Here is a 16272-nt window from a genome sequence, read left to right as displayed (position 1 = left end):
CCGGCTGCGCGAGCGGCCGGTGCGTGTCGTCGTCGAAACCGGCCCGCCGGGCGGCCGGTTCGACGCACACCATGACGACCACTCAGAACTGATAAGCCACGCGGGCGAAGATTTCGTTGTTGTGCTGCAGGCCGTCGACGAAGTCGCGGTACTCGCCCTTGTTCTGGGAGTACACGGCGTTGAGGTAGAGGTCCGCCTGGATCGACTTGGTGGGCTTCCACTTCACGCCCGGCTGCATGTACCAGCCGCCCTTGGTGTCGGTCAGGATCGAAAAGTCGAAGCGGTACTCCAGCGTCGGCGAGGCCTGCTGCAGCGCCAGCGCCAGCGCGTTGAAGCCGCCCGACTGCCCGTTCGGCGCCGACCCCGGCTGGTTGTCCACGCCACCCAGGTAGCGCCCGAACAGGTCGCTCCTGGACTTGTGCAGCCACTGCGCCACGAAGTAGGTCGCCGGGAAGGCGCTGGTGAACTTGTGGTACTTCTCGAGGATGAGCGCGAACTGGTACTCGTCCTTCTTGATGTAGTCACCCAGCGTCGGGTTGGTGAAGTGCTTGTTGGGCGTGTACGAGAACTCGAAGCGCCCGATCAGCTGGTCGAGCAGCGAGGCGGGTTCGCCCTCGAACACGCGGTTGATGCCGCCACCGAACACCGTCTCGCGCTTGTACTCGCGGCTCAGCCAGCCACGCAGCGGTCCAGCCACCCCCGGCGTGAAAAAGGTATCCAGGATACATGACGCTGCCGCACTGTTGCCGAGTCTGAAGTCCCCGTAGACCGCACGTTCGGCGCCACAAGCCGTGGCCAAGCCGACAAGCCCGTAGGGATCGCCCGCGGCGGTGATGAAGTTCAATGAGGTCGCGACGCCCTCGATGCCGTCCAAGCGCGAGTTAGCCGCCGATTTGAACCAATCGGCGGCGTTGTAGACGCCGGTTGGATTAATGGCAAAGGCGGTGCCGGGCAGCACACCGTCGCCCTTGGCGGCCGACCACTTGAAGACGCCGTCGGGGTTGGTGCGGTTGATCGCGAAGGCCTGGTAGCCGAAGCCGCCGGCCTCGCCCTTCACCCGGAAGCCGACGTTCCACTTGTTCTTGACATGGTCGTAGCCGGGCTTCTGGTCGACGGTGAACTGATCCTGGATGACGTTGTAGGCCGTTTCCCCGTTGGGCAACAGCGACGGCGCGAAGCGCTGGATGAAACCGTCGACGTCCGTCTCCTCGTTGACGCGGTAGTTCATCCGCAGGCCGAGCGCGGAGCGGCGGGTATCGGAGTACTCCTCGGCAGCGACGCCGAACAGGTGGCCCCGCAGGTCCAGGCCGTTGGGCTGGTCGGCCACGCGGAAGAACAGCGCCTCGCCCCAGGCGATCTGCTGGTTTCCCGCGCGCAGCCACAGCGGGCCGTTGTTGTAGTCGATGTAGAAGGCCGGCAGGTCGATCAGCGCGCGGTCGTTGGCGTAGGCCAGCGGGCCGCCGGCGGTGCCGCCGAACTGCTGACGGAAGCTGCTGCCAGCCAAGAGGTTCCCGGAGCCGGTGTTGACGCCCCCCGCCGTGCGGGTGCCATAGGCGTCGTCGACGACCCGGGTTTCATCGAGGATGCCGCGCAGCTTGATCGTGGCCTTCATCGATTCGCTGAGCTTGCCGTCGAAGTTGAGTTCGAGCCGCGTCGCGAACCAATTGACGTCGGCGTCCTTCTTGAAGGCGCCAGGACGGGTCAGAGTGGGAACAACACCACCAGTCACCAAGCTGGTATTCGTGTAGGGCACACCGTTCTGGGCATTGCCGTACTGATTGGTGTTGTTCTGATCGTCGGTGGTCTTTACCGCCAACTCCTGCCGGATCATGCCGGAAACTTCCCAGTCGGCCGCTTGGGCCGACCCACACAGCGCGACCAACGTAGCTGCTGCGATGGCGTGCCGCTGAGAGATTTCTGTACGAATCTTCTTCACGCTGTTGTCTCCTCGTTGTAGGTTCAAAAATCAAGTTCGAGAATCGACCCACCCGCTCCTACCGCCACCACGCGTCGCTTGCCGCCCGGGCCTTCGCTGGCTGCGAGGGCCTGGTACCAGGCGTTGCGCACGAGCTTGGAGTTCAGCGGGCTCCAGGAGGCCCCGCCGTCGCGGCTGAGCACCACGGCGTTGATGCCGCTGGCGAGCACTTCGCCCTTGGGCGTGGCGTGCACGCCGGTGAGGATGGCGCCGGTGCCGGTCTTGTGCGACACCCAGGTGGCGCCGCCGTCGGCGCTGCTGAGCAGCGCGCCGCTCTGGCCGGTGGCGTACATCTTGGTGCCGCCCTCGACGACGGACAGGCCGAACAGGGAGCGTTCGCCCTTGTGCAGGGCCTTCCACTGCTTGCCGTCGCTGCTGCGCATGACGAGTTCGAATTCGCCGACCGCAGTGACGGTGCCATCGTCGGCAACGTGGATGTCGTACAGGTGGGGCTCCGCACCGTCCTCGGTGATGGTGCTCCAGTCGACCGTCTGCACCGCCCAGGACTGGCCCCAGTCGCTGGACTTGAGGATGGTCCCGAACGCGCCCACCGCGTAGGCCACGCCCTGGCGATTGACGCCGACGGCGAGCAGGCGCGACTTGGTCATGGAGGGCGAGGCCTTCCAGGTCTTGCAGTCCGCCGCGGAGTACACCAGCCCGGTCTGTCCGACGGCGATGCACTTGCCTTCGCGCATGGCCACGGCCATCAAGGCCAGGTGCTTCATCGGGAAGGGCTGTACCTGCCAGGTCGCCCCGCCGTCGGCCGTCACGAGCACGTTGCCGAACGCCCCCACCGCGATGCCGCGCTCACCCTCGAACGCCACGTCGTACAGCGCGTCATGGTGCGTGCCATGACGGATCTGCTTGAAGGTCGCCGCCACCGGCACCCCCGGGACGGCGCCAGCGGATTGAGCCGGTGTAGAGGCAGGTCCGCCGCAGAGAACGAACACTACCGCTAGCCGGGCCAGCAGCGGGGCAGACTGCAGTCGGCCGCTGCGAGCGACGCGCCTCCGCTCGTCTAGATGACGCGCAGCCATACTCAGGTCCCCATGCGCTGCAGCGCCTGCTGGGTCATGTACTTCTCGTAGAGACCGTCGATGTTGAAGGCCGTGGACATACCGCCGGCGATCGACGTGACGGGCTGGAAGCGTGTCATCCGCCCGTCTTGGAAGTTGTAGCACTGCACCGCGGTCCAGTGCCAAGCCGTGCTCTTTCCGTCCATAAGCTTCTTGTCACCCTTTTCCAGGAAGCTGTATTGCGGCTCGAAGGACTTGAAGATCTCGCCGCGCCGGTCGTAGGTGATGTAGGCGACATACATCTGGTTGCGCACGTCGACCCACACCCGCTTCTTGCCCACCGGGGCGCGCGGGTAGCCGGTCGGCTCGGCCTCGAAGATCACGACATCGGGACACAGCTCCATCTGCGTCTCGAAGAAGGTTTGGTTCTTCGGGCCGCCTTGCACCGGACGCTCCCAGTTCGGACGGTCGCCGTACCAGGTCTGCGACTGCGCACCGAGCATCGGGCCGCGCCCGACGATCTTGTAGTTGCCCCAAGTCAGCATCGGGTCGCCCGCCGCCCAGGCGTCCGACAGGTAGAGATTCATCCCGGGCACCAGCGGTTCGAAGCGCTGGTTGGTCGGGAACTTGCGCACGCGCTTGAAGGCCGGCAGGTAGCCGACGAGCTCGGGGAACTTGCGCTGATCGTAGTACCAGGTGTTCAGGTAGCTGGTGCCCTTGACGTCCGACGGACCGGTGAAGTAAACAGCGTTGTAGCGCAGCAGTTCGTCGCCGCCCGGCAAGACCTTGCCGTCGGCACGCGCCGTGGTGTTCTGCTCGACCCAGGCGAAGTCGTACTGGTAGCTCATCGACCCATCTGGCGCGACCTCCCAGTCGCGGATCGCAGTGAGCGAGTTGTCTTTGCGGCCCCAGCACATCGTGAGGTTGGCGGCCACTTCGAGGCCGGTCTTGGCGTCCGGGAACGGGTTGCCGCCGATCCACGGTTTGCCGTCGGAACTGACGACGTTGCTATTCGCGTCGAGCTTGGCCTTACCCTGGTTGCGCAGCGTTGCCTCGAGGTACTCGGCCGGGAACATGCGCGTGATGTCGCGGGTGGTCGGCACGATCCGGATCTTGCGACCCATTGTCTTGATGTGGTGATACGCGACGGGGTCGAGCAATTCCTTGACGATCTCGACGTTCTCGGCGGTGATGAAGTCACCGGTCTTGATCTTGCCCTTGGACCAGGCGTCGATCGACATCAGCTCGTCCGGGTAGGCCTTGGTGATGTCCGCGGAGTTCGCGATCATCGGCCACAGCGGCCCCAGCACACCCGCCGTGGCAATGCCCTTGGCGGCCTGCTCCATGAAGAAGCGGCGGCTGTAGTCGTGGTCGTACTTTCTGATATGCATGGCTGTCTCCTACTTCGTTGTCGACAATTCGCAGACCCCAGCAGGGGGCGCACTCACAGGGCTCAGGCAGGCACCGCCGTCTGAGGCTTCTTCTCCAGGGATTCGGACAGGGCCGACATGTCGCTGTCGAGGAACTTGGGCTTGATCAGGTAGATGAGCAGCGGCAGCAGCACCAGCGCCAGCACCATGTTGATGAGCATCAGGATCACCAGCAGCAGCCCGGTGTCGGAGAGGAACTTGAGCTCCGACAGGAAGTACCACGGCGCCAGCCCGATCGTCATCAGCGAGGCGGTGAAGAAGATGGCCTTGCCGCAGGTCTTGAGCGCCACCCGGATCGCCACGCCCAGGTCCTTGTTGGCGACCTGGTATTCCTCGCAGATGCGCGTCATGAGGTAGATGCCGTAGTCGATGCCGACCCCGATGCCGATGGCCAGGATGGGCAGCGAGTTGACGTCCAGGCCGACGCCAGCGAGCGACATGGAGGCGGTGAGCATGGCGTTGGCCAGGTTCACCGGGATGAGCAGCAGCAGGCCCGCGACGATGGAGCGGTAGGCGAGCGAGCAGCCGATCAGGATGACGAGGTTCAAGGCCAGCAGGATGCGGCTTTCGTAGCGCACCACGGTGTCGTTGATGGATTGCTGCAGCGCGATCGCCCCGGAGGCCAGCCGGATGGTGAAGGTGGGGTGCTCGGGGCCGACTTTCTCGACGCAGGCACGGGCCTGGGCCAGCGCGGTGTCCACCGTCTCTTGCTTGTTGTTGGAGTACCAGAGCGAGACGGTGCCGTTCTTCTGTTCGAAGTCGGTGACGTGCAGGAAGGCCTTGGCGTTGGTGCCGGCCATGAGGCCGGTGACGGCGGCCGAGGCGGAGGCGTCGTCGTTGTCGAGCGGCGACCACTTGGGGTTGCCGCCGCTGAAGACGCGGTTGGCTTCGGGCGCGAGGTCGGCGAAGGACAGGGTGGCCGTGGGCGGGTTGGGGCTGCTCTCCAGGCAGTGCTGGAGGTCGCGCATCGTGGTGAGGGTGTCGCTCTGGCGCACGATGCGGGCGTTGCCCTTGCCTTCGAACACGACTTCCATGGTCATGGAGCCGGGGAAGTGCTGGTTGATCTCGCGCACGGCGAGGTTGAACTTGGAGTCGTAGCGCAGCAGGTTGGTGCCTTCGACGGGGTTGCCGACCTGCACGCGCAGCATGAGGAAGACGGCGACGATGCCGAGGACGATGAAGACGATGCCGGTGTAGCGGGCGTTGCGTCCGGTGGAGAGGGCAGCGAAGCCGCCGAGCGTGCCCTGGATGCCGCGCTGGACGGGGCCGCTGTGCTGGTCGTTGCCGAGCAGGTGCTCGATGTTGTTCGGCCTCGGCATGAGGCTGAGCAGGATGGGGGTGAGGAAGACGCTGCAGGGGACGAGGTTGAGCGCCCACAGGCCGGTGAAGAGGGCGAAGCGCTCCATGGCCGGGATGGGCGCGAGGGCGACGAGGAGCAGGCCGCACACGTCGGTGAAGATGCCCAGGGTGCCGGGGTAGACGAGGGAGACGAGGGAGAGTTCGGCGGCCTTGTCCTTGGGGTGGCCGTCGTGCAGGAGTTCGAAGTAGCGCTCGGTGGCTTGCACGCAGTGGCTGAAGCAGCGGGCGATGAGCAGCAGCGGCACGACCATGAGCAGGGGCTCGACGGGCAGGCCGAGCCAGCCGACGAGGCCGAAGCCCCAGATGGCCGAGACGGCGCTGACGAGCACGGGCACGAGGATGCCGGCGACGTTGCGCATGTGGAAGGCGAGCACGCCGAACATCAGGATCAGGGTGATCGCGAAGATCTCGAGGGTGTTGTCGCCGAAGGCGTAGATCCACCCGGTCATGACGGGGAAGCCGGCCGCGTGGATCTCGTGCGCAGCGTCGGTCTCGTTCTTGACGATGGCCTGGACGGCGTCGAAGACCTTGCCGTAGTCGACGGATTGTTCGATGAAGGTGGCGTTGACGATGGTGGCGGTGCCGTCGGAGGACACGAGGAAGGTGTTGGCTCCGGGGGATTCGTCGACGCGGCGGCGGATCTCGGCGAGCTGCTCTGCCGTCTTGGGCAGCTCGTCGTCCATGATGGGCTGCGAGAAGATGCCGTCGGGGGTGATGACGGTGTAGCGCGCCTTGGAGGTGGCGATGGAGAGGATCTGGTCGTGGTCGACCCCGGGCGTGAGGTCGATGTCGCGCGAGATGCGCCAGATCTTCTCGAGCGTGTCGGCCTGGAACACGTCCTTGCCATCGACACGCTTGATCATCAGCGTGACGGTCAGCGGATTGCCGAAGTTGGGGTGGTCCTTGTAGACCTGCACGAAGGGGTGGTTCTTCGGGAACAGGTCCGAGAAGATGGTCTTCACGTCCACGCGCACCAGGCCCACCGCAAAGAACGCCGTGATCAGCCCCATCACCACCAGGATCGCCCACCGGTTCCCCAGTGCAAATCGCGCCAGCTTGCGTCGCAGGTCAATCTTTTCCATCAGGCACCCAGGTCTCTTGATTTCAGTTGTTTATGTCGAACCGCTACGAACCGACCATGCATGCGGGCCTCCACCGCCCGCTTTTCGATCGAGCAATTAGAGAGGCAGTGGGGGGCGCGGCGACCCACCCGAGCGGGTAGTTTCTGCAGCGTCTCGGCGTTCATCCCACAAGCGTTTTCACGGGGGTGTGCGGCTATTGCGCGGTGTAGCCGCCGTCGATGACCAGCTCGCTGCCCGTCATGAACGAGGACTCGTCGGAGCCCAGGTAGAGCACACCGTAGGCGATGTCGTCGGGCTCACCCATCCGCCCGATCGGGTGCATCTTCGAGATGACCTGGCGCCCACCCTCGACATCGCCGAGGCTGGTCAGATAGCCTTCGACCATCGGCGTCCAGATGTAGCCCGGATGGATGGTGTTAACCCGGATGCGGTAGCCCGCCTGCGCGCAATGCAGTGCCGCCGACTTCGAGAAGATGCGCACGCCGCCCTTGCTGGCGTTGTAGGACGCGAGCTTGGGGTCGGCGACGATGCCCTCGATCGACGAGATGTTGATGATCGAGCCCGTGCCGGGCCCGTTCTTCATCGCCCGGATCGCGTGCTTGGTGCCGAGGAAGACGCCGTCGAGGTTGACGGACATCAGGCGGCGCCAGGCCTCCAGCGTCTCGTCCTCGGCGCTGCCAGCGGTGCCGATGCCGGCGTTGTTGACGACGATGTTCAGGCCGCCGAACTGCGCGCGGGCCTTCTCGACCACCTCGACCCAGCGGCTCTCGTCGGTCACGTCCTGCGTGAGGAACAGCGCCTTGCCGCCGGCGCGCTCGATCTCCTTCGCCACCGCGCTGCCCTGCGCCTCTTCCACGTCGGTCAGCACCACGCGGGCACCTTCGCGCGCCAGCATCAGTGCGCTGGCCCGGCCGATGCCCTTGGCACCACCGGTCACCAGCGCCACCTTGTTGTCCACACGTCCCATGTCCTGATCTCCTGTCCGTTGTCGTGTGCGCTGCGCCGCCGTCAGACCGCGGTGTAGCCGCCGTCGACCACGAACTCGGCGCCGGTCACCCACTTCGCGGCATCGGAGGCGAGGTAGAGCGCAGCCGAGGCCACGTCCTCGGGCGCGCCGCAGCGGCCCATCGGGATCGCCGTCTCGAAGGCGGTCTGCGCCGCCGCCAGGTCGGGCATGATCTTCAGGTCGACGAAGTGCTGGAACAGATCGCGCCCCATCGCGGTCCACACCACGCCGGGGTGGATGGAGTTGCAGCGGATGCCGAGCTTGAGTTGCCCGCACTCGACGGCGACCGACTTCGTCAGCAGCCGCACCGCGCCCTTGGACGCGCAGTAGTTGCTCAGTCCGATGCAGCCCACCAGGCCGGCGACCGACGACAGGTTGATGATCGAGCCGCCCTGCCCGGCCGCACCGCCCGGCCGCATCGCGCGGATCGCGTGCTTGCAGCCGAGGAACACGCCGGTCACGTTGACGTCCTGCACCTTGCGGAACTCCTCGACCGTGGTCTCGGTGATGAACTGCAGGCGCTCGATACCCGCGTTGTTGACGAGGACATGCAGGCCGCCGAGCCGCTCGATCGTGACGGCGATCGCGGCCTCCCACTGCGCCTCGTCGGTGGTGTCGAGCCGGAAGAAGTCGGCCTGGCCGCCGGCGGCGCGGATCTCGGCCACCGTCTCGCGACCCTGCGACTCGAGCACGTCGGTGACCATCACGCGCGCACCGGCACCCGCCAGCGCCCTTGCCATCTCGGCGCCGAGGCCGCGCGCCGCGCCGCTGATCAGCGCGACCTTGCCGTCCACGCGGTAGGCCTTGCCGTAGTCGATGGGAGCCGGGGTGCTGGCGCGGCTGTCGGTCATGGGGGGTCTCCTGGTTCTTGTCGGTGCGGGCATCGGCCCGACCGGAGGCATGGGCGCGACTCGCGGCGCAGCGCGAGCACATGGCGAGGCCGGATGATTGCGGCGCCCTCCCCCACCGTCACTACCCGGCGGGGTAGTTCGCGCGCGCCGCTCCCGCGGGGAAACCCAGGGTCGCGCGTCGCGGACGCGACACCCGCCGACCGCCGGCGCCCACAGCGCACGCTGCGTCAGTCGCCCGGCGTGCACTCCATCAGTGCGGCCACCGCGGCGATCACCGCCTCGGGCCGGTCGCGGTGCGGCGAATGGCCGCACCTCGGCAGCTCCAGCAGGCGCGTCTGCGGCACGCGCCGCGCGATGCCGCGGATCTGCTCCAGCGTGCCGTACTCGTCGTCCTGCCCCTGCACCGCGAGCAGCGGGCAGCGGATCGCCGCGATCTCGGCCTCGATGCGCCATGACCGGAACGAAGGATGCAGCCAGATGCGGTTCCAGCCCCAGAAGGCCGAGTCGACGTCGTCGTGGTGGCGGGCCAGCTTCTGCGGCAGCTCGGTCGTCATGAAACTGCGACGCGTCTGCTCGATGCCCGCGACCGTGATGTCCTCGACGAGGATGTGCGGCGCCAGCACCGCCAGCCCCGCCACCGACGCCGGAAAACGCGCGGCATGCAGCAGCGCGATCGAGCCGCCATCGCTGTGCCCGAACAGCCACACCGGCTCGTCGATCGCCAGCGCGGCGAACAGCGCCGGCAGCACCTCGTGGGCCTGGCGGTGCAGGAAGTCCACGTCCCAGGCCTCGTCGGCCGCGCGCGGCGTGGAGCGGCCGTAGCCGGGCCGCGAGTACACCAGGCCGCGCACGCCGATGGCCTGGCACAGCTGCTGCGGGAACTCGCGCCACATCGACACCGAGCCCAGGCCTTCGTGCAGGAACACCAGCAGCGGCGCGGCGCGTTGTTCACCCCCGATCCATCGGTACTCGATGCGCACTTCGCGGTCGCGCCACGCGATCGACACGAATCCGTCGCGGACGGCATCGGGATGGGCGGGCGGCGGCGGAGAGTTCACGGCGTGGGGTCCGGTCAGGCCGCGGATCGACGGCCGGCGCAGGGCCGCTCGACAATGCCGCCGGCAACGCCTGACCGAAAGGCATGCTACCGCGCCGGCACGGCCGGCCAACGCGGGAAGGCGATCGCGGCGACACTGCGCCGCGAAGGACGCCCGCACTTCGAGACCGACCGAGCGACCCGAAAAGGAACCCGCCGTGAACACATTGAGCATCGACGTGACGTCCTCCGGGGTGGCGCGCGTGGAGATGGCCCGACCGCAGGTGTTCAACGCCTTCGACGAGGCGATGATCGGCGAGCTGGACGCCGCCTATGCCCGGCTTGCGGCCGATCCGCAGGTGCGCGTGATCGTGCTGGCCGGCCAGGGCAAGGCCTTCTCGGCCGGCGCCGACCTGGCCTGGATGCAGCGTGCCAGCGCCGCCACGCCGGAGTGGAACCTGGACGACGCGCGCCGCTTCGCGGCGATGCTCGACCGCGTTGCCGCCTGTCCGCAACCCACCATCGCACGCGTGCACGGCGTGGCGCTGGGCGGCGGCGTCGGGCTGGTGTGCGCCTGTGACCTCGCGGTGGCCAGCGAGGACGCGAAGTTCGCCGTCAGCGAGGCCCGCTTCGGCATCCTGCCGTCGGTGATCGGGCCCTACCTCACCAACGCGGTCGGCAAGCGCCAGGCGAAGCGGCTGGCGCTGACGGCCACACGGATCGGCGCCGCCGAGGCCCGCGAGCTGGGCCTGGTGCAGCAGGTGGTGGCGCCCGACGCGCTGGATGCGGCGGTCGACGCGCTCGCGGCCGAGCTGCTGCAGAACGGTCCGTGCGCGCAGGCGGAGATCAAGGCGCTGTTCGGCCGCCTCGAGGTCGGCGCCATCACGGCCGAGGTCCGCGAGCTGACGGCGCAGACCATCAGCCGCGTGCGCCTGGGCGACGAGGCGCGCGAAGGCTTTGCCGCCTTCTTCGCGAAGCGCCCGCCGCCGTGGGCGAAGGGGCCGGCATGAGGCACGCACTCGACACGCAATCGCCGGTGTGCGTGATCGGCGCCGGCATCATGGGCGCGGGCATCGCGCAGGTGGCGGCGCAGGCCGGGCACCCGGTGCAGCTGCATGACGCCCGCGACGGCGCGGCGCTCGCCGCATTGCGCCGGCTCGCCACCGGCCTGGACGCGCTCGTGGCGAAGGGTCGCCTGAGCGCGGAGGCGGCGCAGGCCACGCTGGCGCGCATCACCCCGGCCACGTCGATCGACGCGGCAGCCGGCGCCCGGCTGGTGGTCGAGGCCATCGTCGAGCAGGCCGAGGCCAAGCGCACGCTGTTCGCGCAACTCGAGGCGATCGTCGACGCCGACTGCGTGCTGGCGTCCAACACCTCGTCGATCTCGATCACCGCGCTGGCGCGCGACCTGCGGCACCCGGGGCGCTGCGTCGGTCTGCACTTCTTCAACCCGGTGCCCGTGATGAAGCTGGTGGAGGTGGTCTCCGGCCTGCGCACCGAGCCGAGCGTGGCGCAGGCCGTGTTCGCGCTCAGCGAGCGCTGGCGCAAGACGCCGGTGCACGCCCGCTCGACGCCGGGCTTCATCGTCAACCGCATCGCCCGGCCCTACTACGCCGAGACGCTGGCGCTGCTGCAGGAGCGTGCGGCCGAGCCGGCTGTGCTCGACGCCTGCCTGCGCGGCGCAGGGTTCCGCATGGGGCCCTGCGAGCTGATGGACCTGATCGGTCACGACACCAACTTCGCGGTGACCGCCTCGGTCCACGACGCCAACTTCGGCGACCGGCGCTACGGGCCTTCGCTGGTGCAGCGCGAGCTGGTGGACGGCGGCCTGCTCGGCCGCAAGTCGGGGCGCGGCTTCTACGACCACGCAGAGCGCGCGGCGCCGGACCCGGCCGCGCACCCCGCCGCGCCGGCGCCCGCGCTGCCGCAGGCGGCGCGCTGTCGGGTGCACGGCCACGGTGCGCTGGTCGAGCGATGGCTCGACGGCCTGGCGCGCGAGGGCCGGGCCTTCGAGCGGGTGGCCGAGAGCCCCTGGAACGGCCTCGAACTCGACGGCGCCCAGCTGCGCCAGACCGACGGCCGGCTGGCCGCGCAGGTGGCCGCCGAGCACGCGGTGCGCGACCTCGCGCTGTTCGACCGCACGGTCGGCCCGCCGTCCGCCGGCGGCGACACCGCGCTGGCCTGGAGCGCCAGCGGCGGCGCGAGCGAGGACTGGCAGGCGAGCGCTGCGCAGTGCCTGCAGGCTGCCGGCCGGCAGCCGCAGCGGCTGCGCGACGTGCCGGGCCTGGTGGTCGCGCGCACGCTGGCGATGCTGATCAACGAGGCGTCCGACGCCGTGCTGCAGGGTGTGTGCAGCGCGGCGGACGCCGACATGGCGATGAAGCTCGGCGTCAACTACCCGGCCGGCCCGTTCGAATGGCTGGCGGACTGGGAAGCGCGCCAGGTGGTCGCGCTGCTCGACCGCCTGGACACCCACTACCGCGGCGAACGCTACCGCGCGAGCCCCGCGCTGCGGGAACGGGCCTGGCTGCAGGCAGCGACCGCGCCCTGAGCGCCCGGCATCGACGAACCCTCCCCTGCCTCTCATCATGATCCGTGACGCCTACCTCTGCGATGCACTGCGCACTCCGTTCGGCCGCTACGGCGGCGCCCTGTCCGGCGTGCGTGCCGACGACCTGGCCGCAGTGCCGCTCGCGGCCCTGATGGCCCGCAACCCGCGCGTCGACTGGCAGGCCGTCGACGACGTGGTGCTGGGCTGCGCCAACCAGGCCGGCGAGGACAACCGCAACGTGGCGCGCATGGCCGGGCTGCTGGCCGGGCTGCCGGTCGAGGTGCCGGGCAGCACCGTCAACCGCCTGTGCGGCTCCGGCATGGACGCGGTGGGCACCGCCGCACGCGCCATCCGGAGCGGCGAGGCGCGCCTGATGCTGGCCGGTGGCGTGGAGAGCATGAGCCGTGCGCCGTTCGTGATGCCCAAGGCCGACAACGCCTGGTCGCGCAGCGCCGCGATCCACGACACCACGTTGGGCTGGCGGTTCGTCAATCCGTGCATGCAGGCGCTGCACGGCACCGACTCGATGCAGGAGACGGCCGAGAACGTGGCCGCCGAGTTCGGCATCGAGCGCGAGGCGCAGGACCGCATGGCGCTGGCCTCGCAGCGCAAGGCGGTGGCGGCACAGCAGCGCGGCTTCTTCGACGCCGAGATCACGCCGGTGACGGTGCCGCAGCGCAAGGGCGAGCCCCTTGTCGTCGCGAAGGACGAGCACCCGCGCGAGACCCGCCTCGAGGCGCTGGCCCGCCTGAAGGGCGTGGTGCGTCCCGACGGCACGGTGACGGCGGGCAATGCCTCGGGCCTCAACGACGGCGCCTGCGCGCTGCTGCTGGCCGACGAGGAAGGCGCGGCCCGGCACGGCCTCACGCCGCGCGCACGCGTGGTGGGCATGGCCACCGCCGGCGTCGCGCCGCGCCTCATGGGCATCGGCCCGGTGCCGGCCACGCGGCGCGTGCTGCAGCTCACCGGCCTGACGCTGGCGCAGATGGACGTGATCGAGCTGAACGAGGCGTTCGCGGCTCAGGGCCTGGCGGTACTGCGCCAGCTCGGACTGGCCGACGACGACGCGCGCGTCAACCCGAACGGCGGCGCCATCGCGCTCGGCCATCCGCTGGGCGCCAGCGGCGCGCGGCTGATCGCCACCGCGATGCACCAACTGCACGCCGGCGGCGGACGCTATGCGCTGTGCACCATGTGCATCGGCGTCGGCCAGGGCATCGCGGTGGTGCTGGAGCGGGTGTGAGCCGGGCGTGAGCACCGGTCAGAGATCGAGCTCGAGGACCGATGAGCGTGCCCTCGATACGCAGACCATGATGGATCGCCCGGACCGCCGCTGCGCCTCGGACAGCAGGCTGCGGTCGGCCGGCGCATGCACCGATGCGCGCACCGCCTCCATCAGCGCCGTCGGGCCGCAGCAGTACACCTGCGCCTGCGGCGGCAGGCCCTGCAACGCCGACGCCGGATCGAAGAAGCGCCGCGCCCCTTCACCACCAGGCCGACGCCGATGCAGGTGAATTCTTCCCACATTGAAGCCCGGCTTCGCAAACTACCCCGACGGGTGGGCGCCACGCCGCGAGCCTGAGGGATCATTTCCACAACGCAGGCGCACGGTGACGACCGTGCAGCCCGCTTTCGCTGCCGCCAGCCCCGGTCACGCGCATCGCCGCGGAACGGCAGGGCCGGCGGACTCGACGACGCCGGCGCGATGCATCGCACCGCGGCGCAATGCGGCCTTGCCGCGTCGGCGGGTCCCATCCCATCGAACACAACGGAGCTCCTCGACATGCACTCATGGAAGGCCGTCCTGCGCCATGGCGCGACCCCTCTGATCCTCGCGGCGACCCTGGCCGGCAGTCCCTGCGCGTCGGCCACGCCGGCGACCCCCGTGAACGCCGCGCGACTGGCCGCCGCGGCCCAGGAGCCCGCCAACTGGATGACGCACGGCGGCACCTACCAGGAGGCGCGCTACAGCCCGCTGGACCAGATCAACACGCGCAGCATCGCGCGGCTGAAGCTGGCCTGGTACGGCGACTTCGACACCTCGCGAGGCCAGGAGTCCACGCCCTTGGTGATCGACGGCGTGATGTACACGACCTCGAGCTGGTCGAAGGTCTACGCCTACGACGCCGCCACCGGCAAGCTGCTGTGGCGCCATGACCCGAAGGTGCCTGGCGACCGCGGCGCGGACGCCTGCTGCGACGTGGTCAACCGTGGCGTCGCCGCGTGGAACGGCAAGGTCTACGTCGGCACCCTGGACGGCCGGCTCGAGGCGCTGGACGCGAAGACGGGCAAGCTCGTGTGGTCCACCGTCACGGTGGACCAGACCCGGCCGTACACGATCACCGGCGCGCCCCGGGTGGTCAAGGGCAAGGTCCTGATCGGCAACGGCGGCGCGGAGTACGGCGTGCGCGGCTACGTCAGCGCCTACGACGCCGAGACCGGCGCGCTGGCCTGGCGCTTCTACATGACGCCGAATCCCGAGAACAAGCCCGACGGCGCGGCCTCGGACGCGATCCTGATGAGCAAGGCCTACGGCACGTGGCACGACGGGGCCTGGAAGCAGACCGGCGGTGGCGGCACGCCGTGGGATGCCATCGTCTACGACACCGACTTCGATCAGGTGATCATCGGCACCGGCAACGGCAACCCCTGGAGCTGGGAGCACCGCTCGGGCAGCAAGGGCGACAACCTGTTCCTGGGTTCGCTCCTCGCACTGGATGCGGAGACGGGCGCCTACAAGTGGCACTACCAGGAGACCCCGAGCGAGAACTGGGACTTCACCTCCACGCAGCCGATCATCCTGACCGAGCTGACGCTGCAGGGCCGCCAGCGCAAGGCGCTGCTCCATGCGCCGAAGAACGGCTTCTTCTACGTGGTAGACCGCAAGGACGGCGCGCTGATCTCGGCCGAGCCCTTCACCACGGTCAACTGGGCGACCGGCATCGACCTGAAGACCGGCCGCCCGATCGAGGCGCCCGGCGCCCGCTACGAGCGCACGAAGAAGTCGTTCTGGGCCATGCCGGGGCCGTTCGGCTCCCACAACTGGCACCCCATGGCCTTCAGCCCGAAGACCGGCCTCACCTATATCCCGGTGCAGGACGTGCCGCTCGACTACAACTACTCGCCCGACTTCAAGTACTCGCCGCAGCGCGGCACCTGGAACACCGGCATCGAGGCCACCACCTTCGCCGGCCCCGGCAGCGAGTCGCATCGGCGCCTGCTGGCCATGCAGACGCGCGGCGCGCTGGTGGCCTGGGACGCCGTCCGGCAGAAGGAGGCCTGGCGGGTCCAGCACGGCAACCTGGCGTCGGCGGGCGTGCTGGCGACCGGCGGCAACCTGGTGTTCCAGGGCACGCCCGATGGCCGGCTGGTGGCCTACACGGCCGACACCGGCCGGCAGGTATGGAGCTGGCAGGGCTTCGACGGCATCATCGCCGGCGCCATGACGTATGCGGTCGGGGGCGAGCAGTATGTCGCGGTCGTGGCCGGCTTCGGTGGCTCGAACGCCCTGCACGCGCCGTTCGCCGTCGCGCCCAAGGTCGGTCTGCACGGACGGATCCTGGCCTTCAAGCTCGATGGCCGGGCGGTGCTGCCCGACAACACCAGACCGCTCCTGCCTCCCAATGTGCCCGAGCAGACGTGGCCGGCCGAGACCGTGTCGCGCGGCGCCGCACTGTACGGACACTGCGCGGCCTGCCACGGCTTCGGCACCTACGCCGCCAACGTGATCCCCGATCTGCGCCGCTCGCCGATGCTGTCGGTCAAGTCCGCCTGGGATGCGGTGGTCCTGGGCGGCGCGCTGGCCGACAAGGGCATGCCGAACTGGACGGGACGCATCGCCGCCGAGGACGTCGAGGCGATCCGGGCCTATGTGGTCGATCGCGCGCGTCAGCTGAGAGACGACGAGGCGGCCGCGCAGGCCGCTGCGAAGGCCCGGGACCGATGAAGCTGCGGCCCGCGCGGCGC

General features: G+C 69.1%; 12 protein-coding genes. 4 read left to right on the top strand and 8 right to left on the bottom strand.

Annotated features, from left to right (window positions below; genetic code table 11):
* Nucleotides 1–82: 82 nt before the first annotated feature.
* The 7 genes from MPE_RS04430 to MPE_RS04400 all read right to left on the bottom strand — a co-directional run bounded on the left by MPE_RS04430 (nucleotide 83) and on the right by MPE_RS04400 (nucleotide 9777).
* Nucleotides 83–1936 carry a DUF1302 family protein gene (locus tag MPE_RS04430; RefSeq protein ID WP_011828488.1) on the bottom strand — a complete coding sequence of 618 codons (1854 nt, stop codon included), beginning with the start codon at nucleotides 1934–1936 and terminating at the stop codon, nucleotides 83–85.
* 23 nt (nucleotides 1937–1959) lie between these two features.
* Complete coding sequence (locus MPE_RS04425) at nucleotides 1960–2856, bottom strand: WD40/YVTN/BNR-like repeat-containing protein (protein WP_237706368.1); 897 nt, start codon at nucleotides 2854–2856, stop codon at nucleotides 1960–1962.
* A 158-nt stretch (nucleotides 2857–3014) separates the two neighbouring features.
* Nucleotides 3015–4382, bottom strand: a complete 1368-nt coding sequence (locus MPE_RS04420) for a DUF1329 domain-containing protein (RefSeq protein WP_011828486.1) — start codon at nucleotides 4380–4382, stop codon at nucleotides 3015–3017.
* A gap of 62 nt (nucleotides 4383–4444) precedes the next feature.
* Nucleotides 4445–6862 carry an efflux RND transporter permease subunit gene (locus tag MPE_RS04415; protein WP_011828485.1) on the bottom strand — a complete coding sequence of 806 codons (2418 nt, stop codon included), beginning with the start codon at nucleotides 6860–6862 and terminating at the stop codon, nucleotides 4445–4447.
* 193 nt (nucleotides 6863–7055) lie between these two features.
* Nucleotides 7056–7829 (bottom strand): glucose 1-dehydrogenase, encoded by a 774-nt coding sequence (locus MPE_RS04410; RefSeq protein WP_011828484.1) that lies wholly within the window; start codon nucleotides 7827–7829, stop codon nucleotides 7056–7058.
* 41 nt (nucleotides 7830–7870) lie between these two features.
* The gene (locus MPE_RS04405) at nucleotides 7871–8719 is read right to left on the bottom strand and encodes a glucose 1-dehydrogenase (protein ID WP_011828483.1); all 849 of its coding nucleotides are present in this window, start codon (nucleotides 8717–8719) and stop codon (nucleotides 7871–7873) included.
* A 227-nt stretch (nucleotides 8720–8946) separates the two neighbouring features.
* On the bottom strand, nucleotides 8947–9777 hold the full coding sequence (locus tag MPE_RS04400; protein WP_011828482.1) for an alpha/beta fold hydrolase: 831 nt from the start codon (nucleotides 9775–9777) through the stop codon (nucleotides 8947–8949).
* Nucleotides 9778–9973: 196 nt separating this feature from the next.
* On the opposite strand from MPE_RS04400, the gene MPE_RS04395 reads away from it, so the two are divergent.
* Genes MPE_RS04395 through pcaF form a run of 3 tightly spaced genes read left to right on the top strand, consistent with a single transcriptional unit; the run spans nucleotide 9974 to nucleotide 13549 of the window.
* Nucleotides 9974–10765 carry an enoyl-CoA hydratase-related protein gene (locus MPE_RS04395; protein ID WP_011828481.1) on the top strand — a complete coding sequence of 264 codons (792 nt, stop codon included), beginning with the start codon at nucleotides 9974–9976 and terminating at the stop codon, nucleotides 10763–10765.
* Nucleotides 10762–12306, top strand: coding sequence for a 3-hydroxyacyl-CoA dehydrogenase (locus MPE_RS04390; RefSeq protein ID WP_011828480.1), 1545 nt, complete (start codon nucleotides 10762–10764; stop codon nucleotides 12304–12306). Before MPE_RS04395 ends, MPE_RS04390 begins: the two co-directional genes overlap by 4 nt.
* A gap of 37 nt (nucleotides 12307–12343) precedes the next feature.
* Entirely contained in the window at nucleotides 12344–13549 is a 1206-nt protein-coding gene (pcaF, locus tag MPE_RS04385; protein ID WP_011828479.1) for a 3-oxoadipyl-CoA thiolase, read from the top strand.
* Between the two features lie 18 nt (nucleotides 13550–13567).
* Here the strand turns inward: pcaF and MPE_RS04380 are convergent, their stop codons facing one another.
* Entirely contained in the window at nucleotides 13568–13831 is a 264-nt protein-coding gene (locus MPE_RS04380; RefSeq protein WP_011828478.1) for a ferredoxin reductase domain-containing protein, read from the bottom strand.
* Between the two features lie 258 nt (nucleotides 13832–14089).
* Here MPE_RS04380 and MPE_RS04375 point away from each other — a divergent pair, with 258 nt between their 5' ends.
* Nucleotides 14090–16252 (top strand): PQQ-dependent dehydrogenase, methanol/ethanol family, encoded by a 2163-nt coding sequence (locus MPE_RS04375; RefSeq protein ID WP_011828477.1) that lies wholly within the window; start codon nucleotides 14090–14092, stop codon nucleotides 16250–16252.
* Nucleotides 16253–16272 lie beyond the last annotated feature (20 nt).

Origin of the sequence: Methylibium petroleiphilum PM1 (assembly GCF_000015725.1) — a bacterium.
GTDB lineage: Bacteria > Pseudomonadota > Gammaproteobacteria > Burkholderiales > Burkholderiaceae_C > Methylibium > Methylibium petroleiphilum.
The sequence above is the reverse complement of the archived record's forward strand: the minus strand, read 5'-3'. Positions and strand labels throughout refer to the sequence as shown.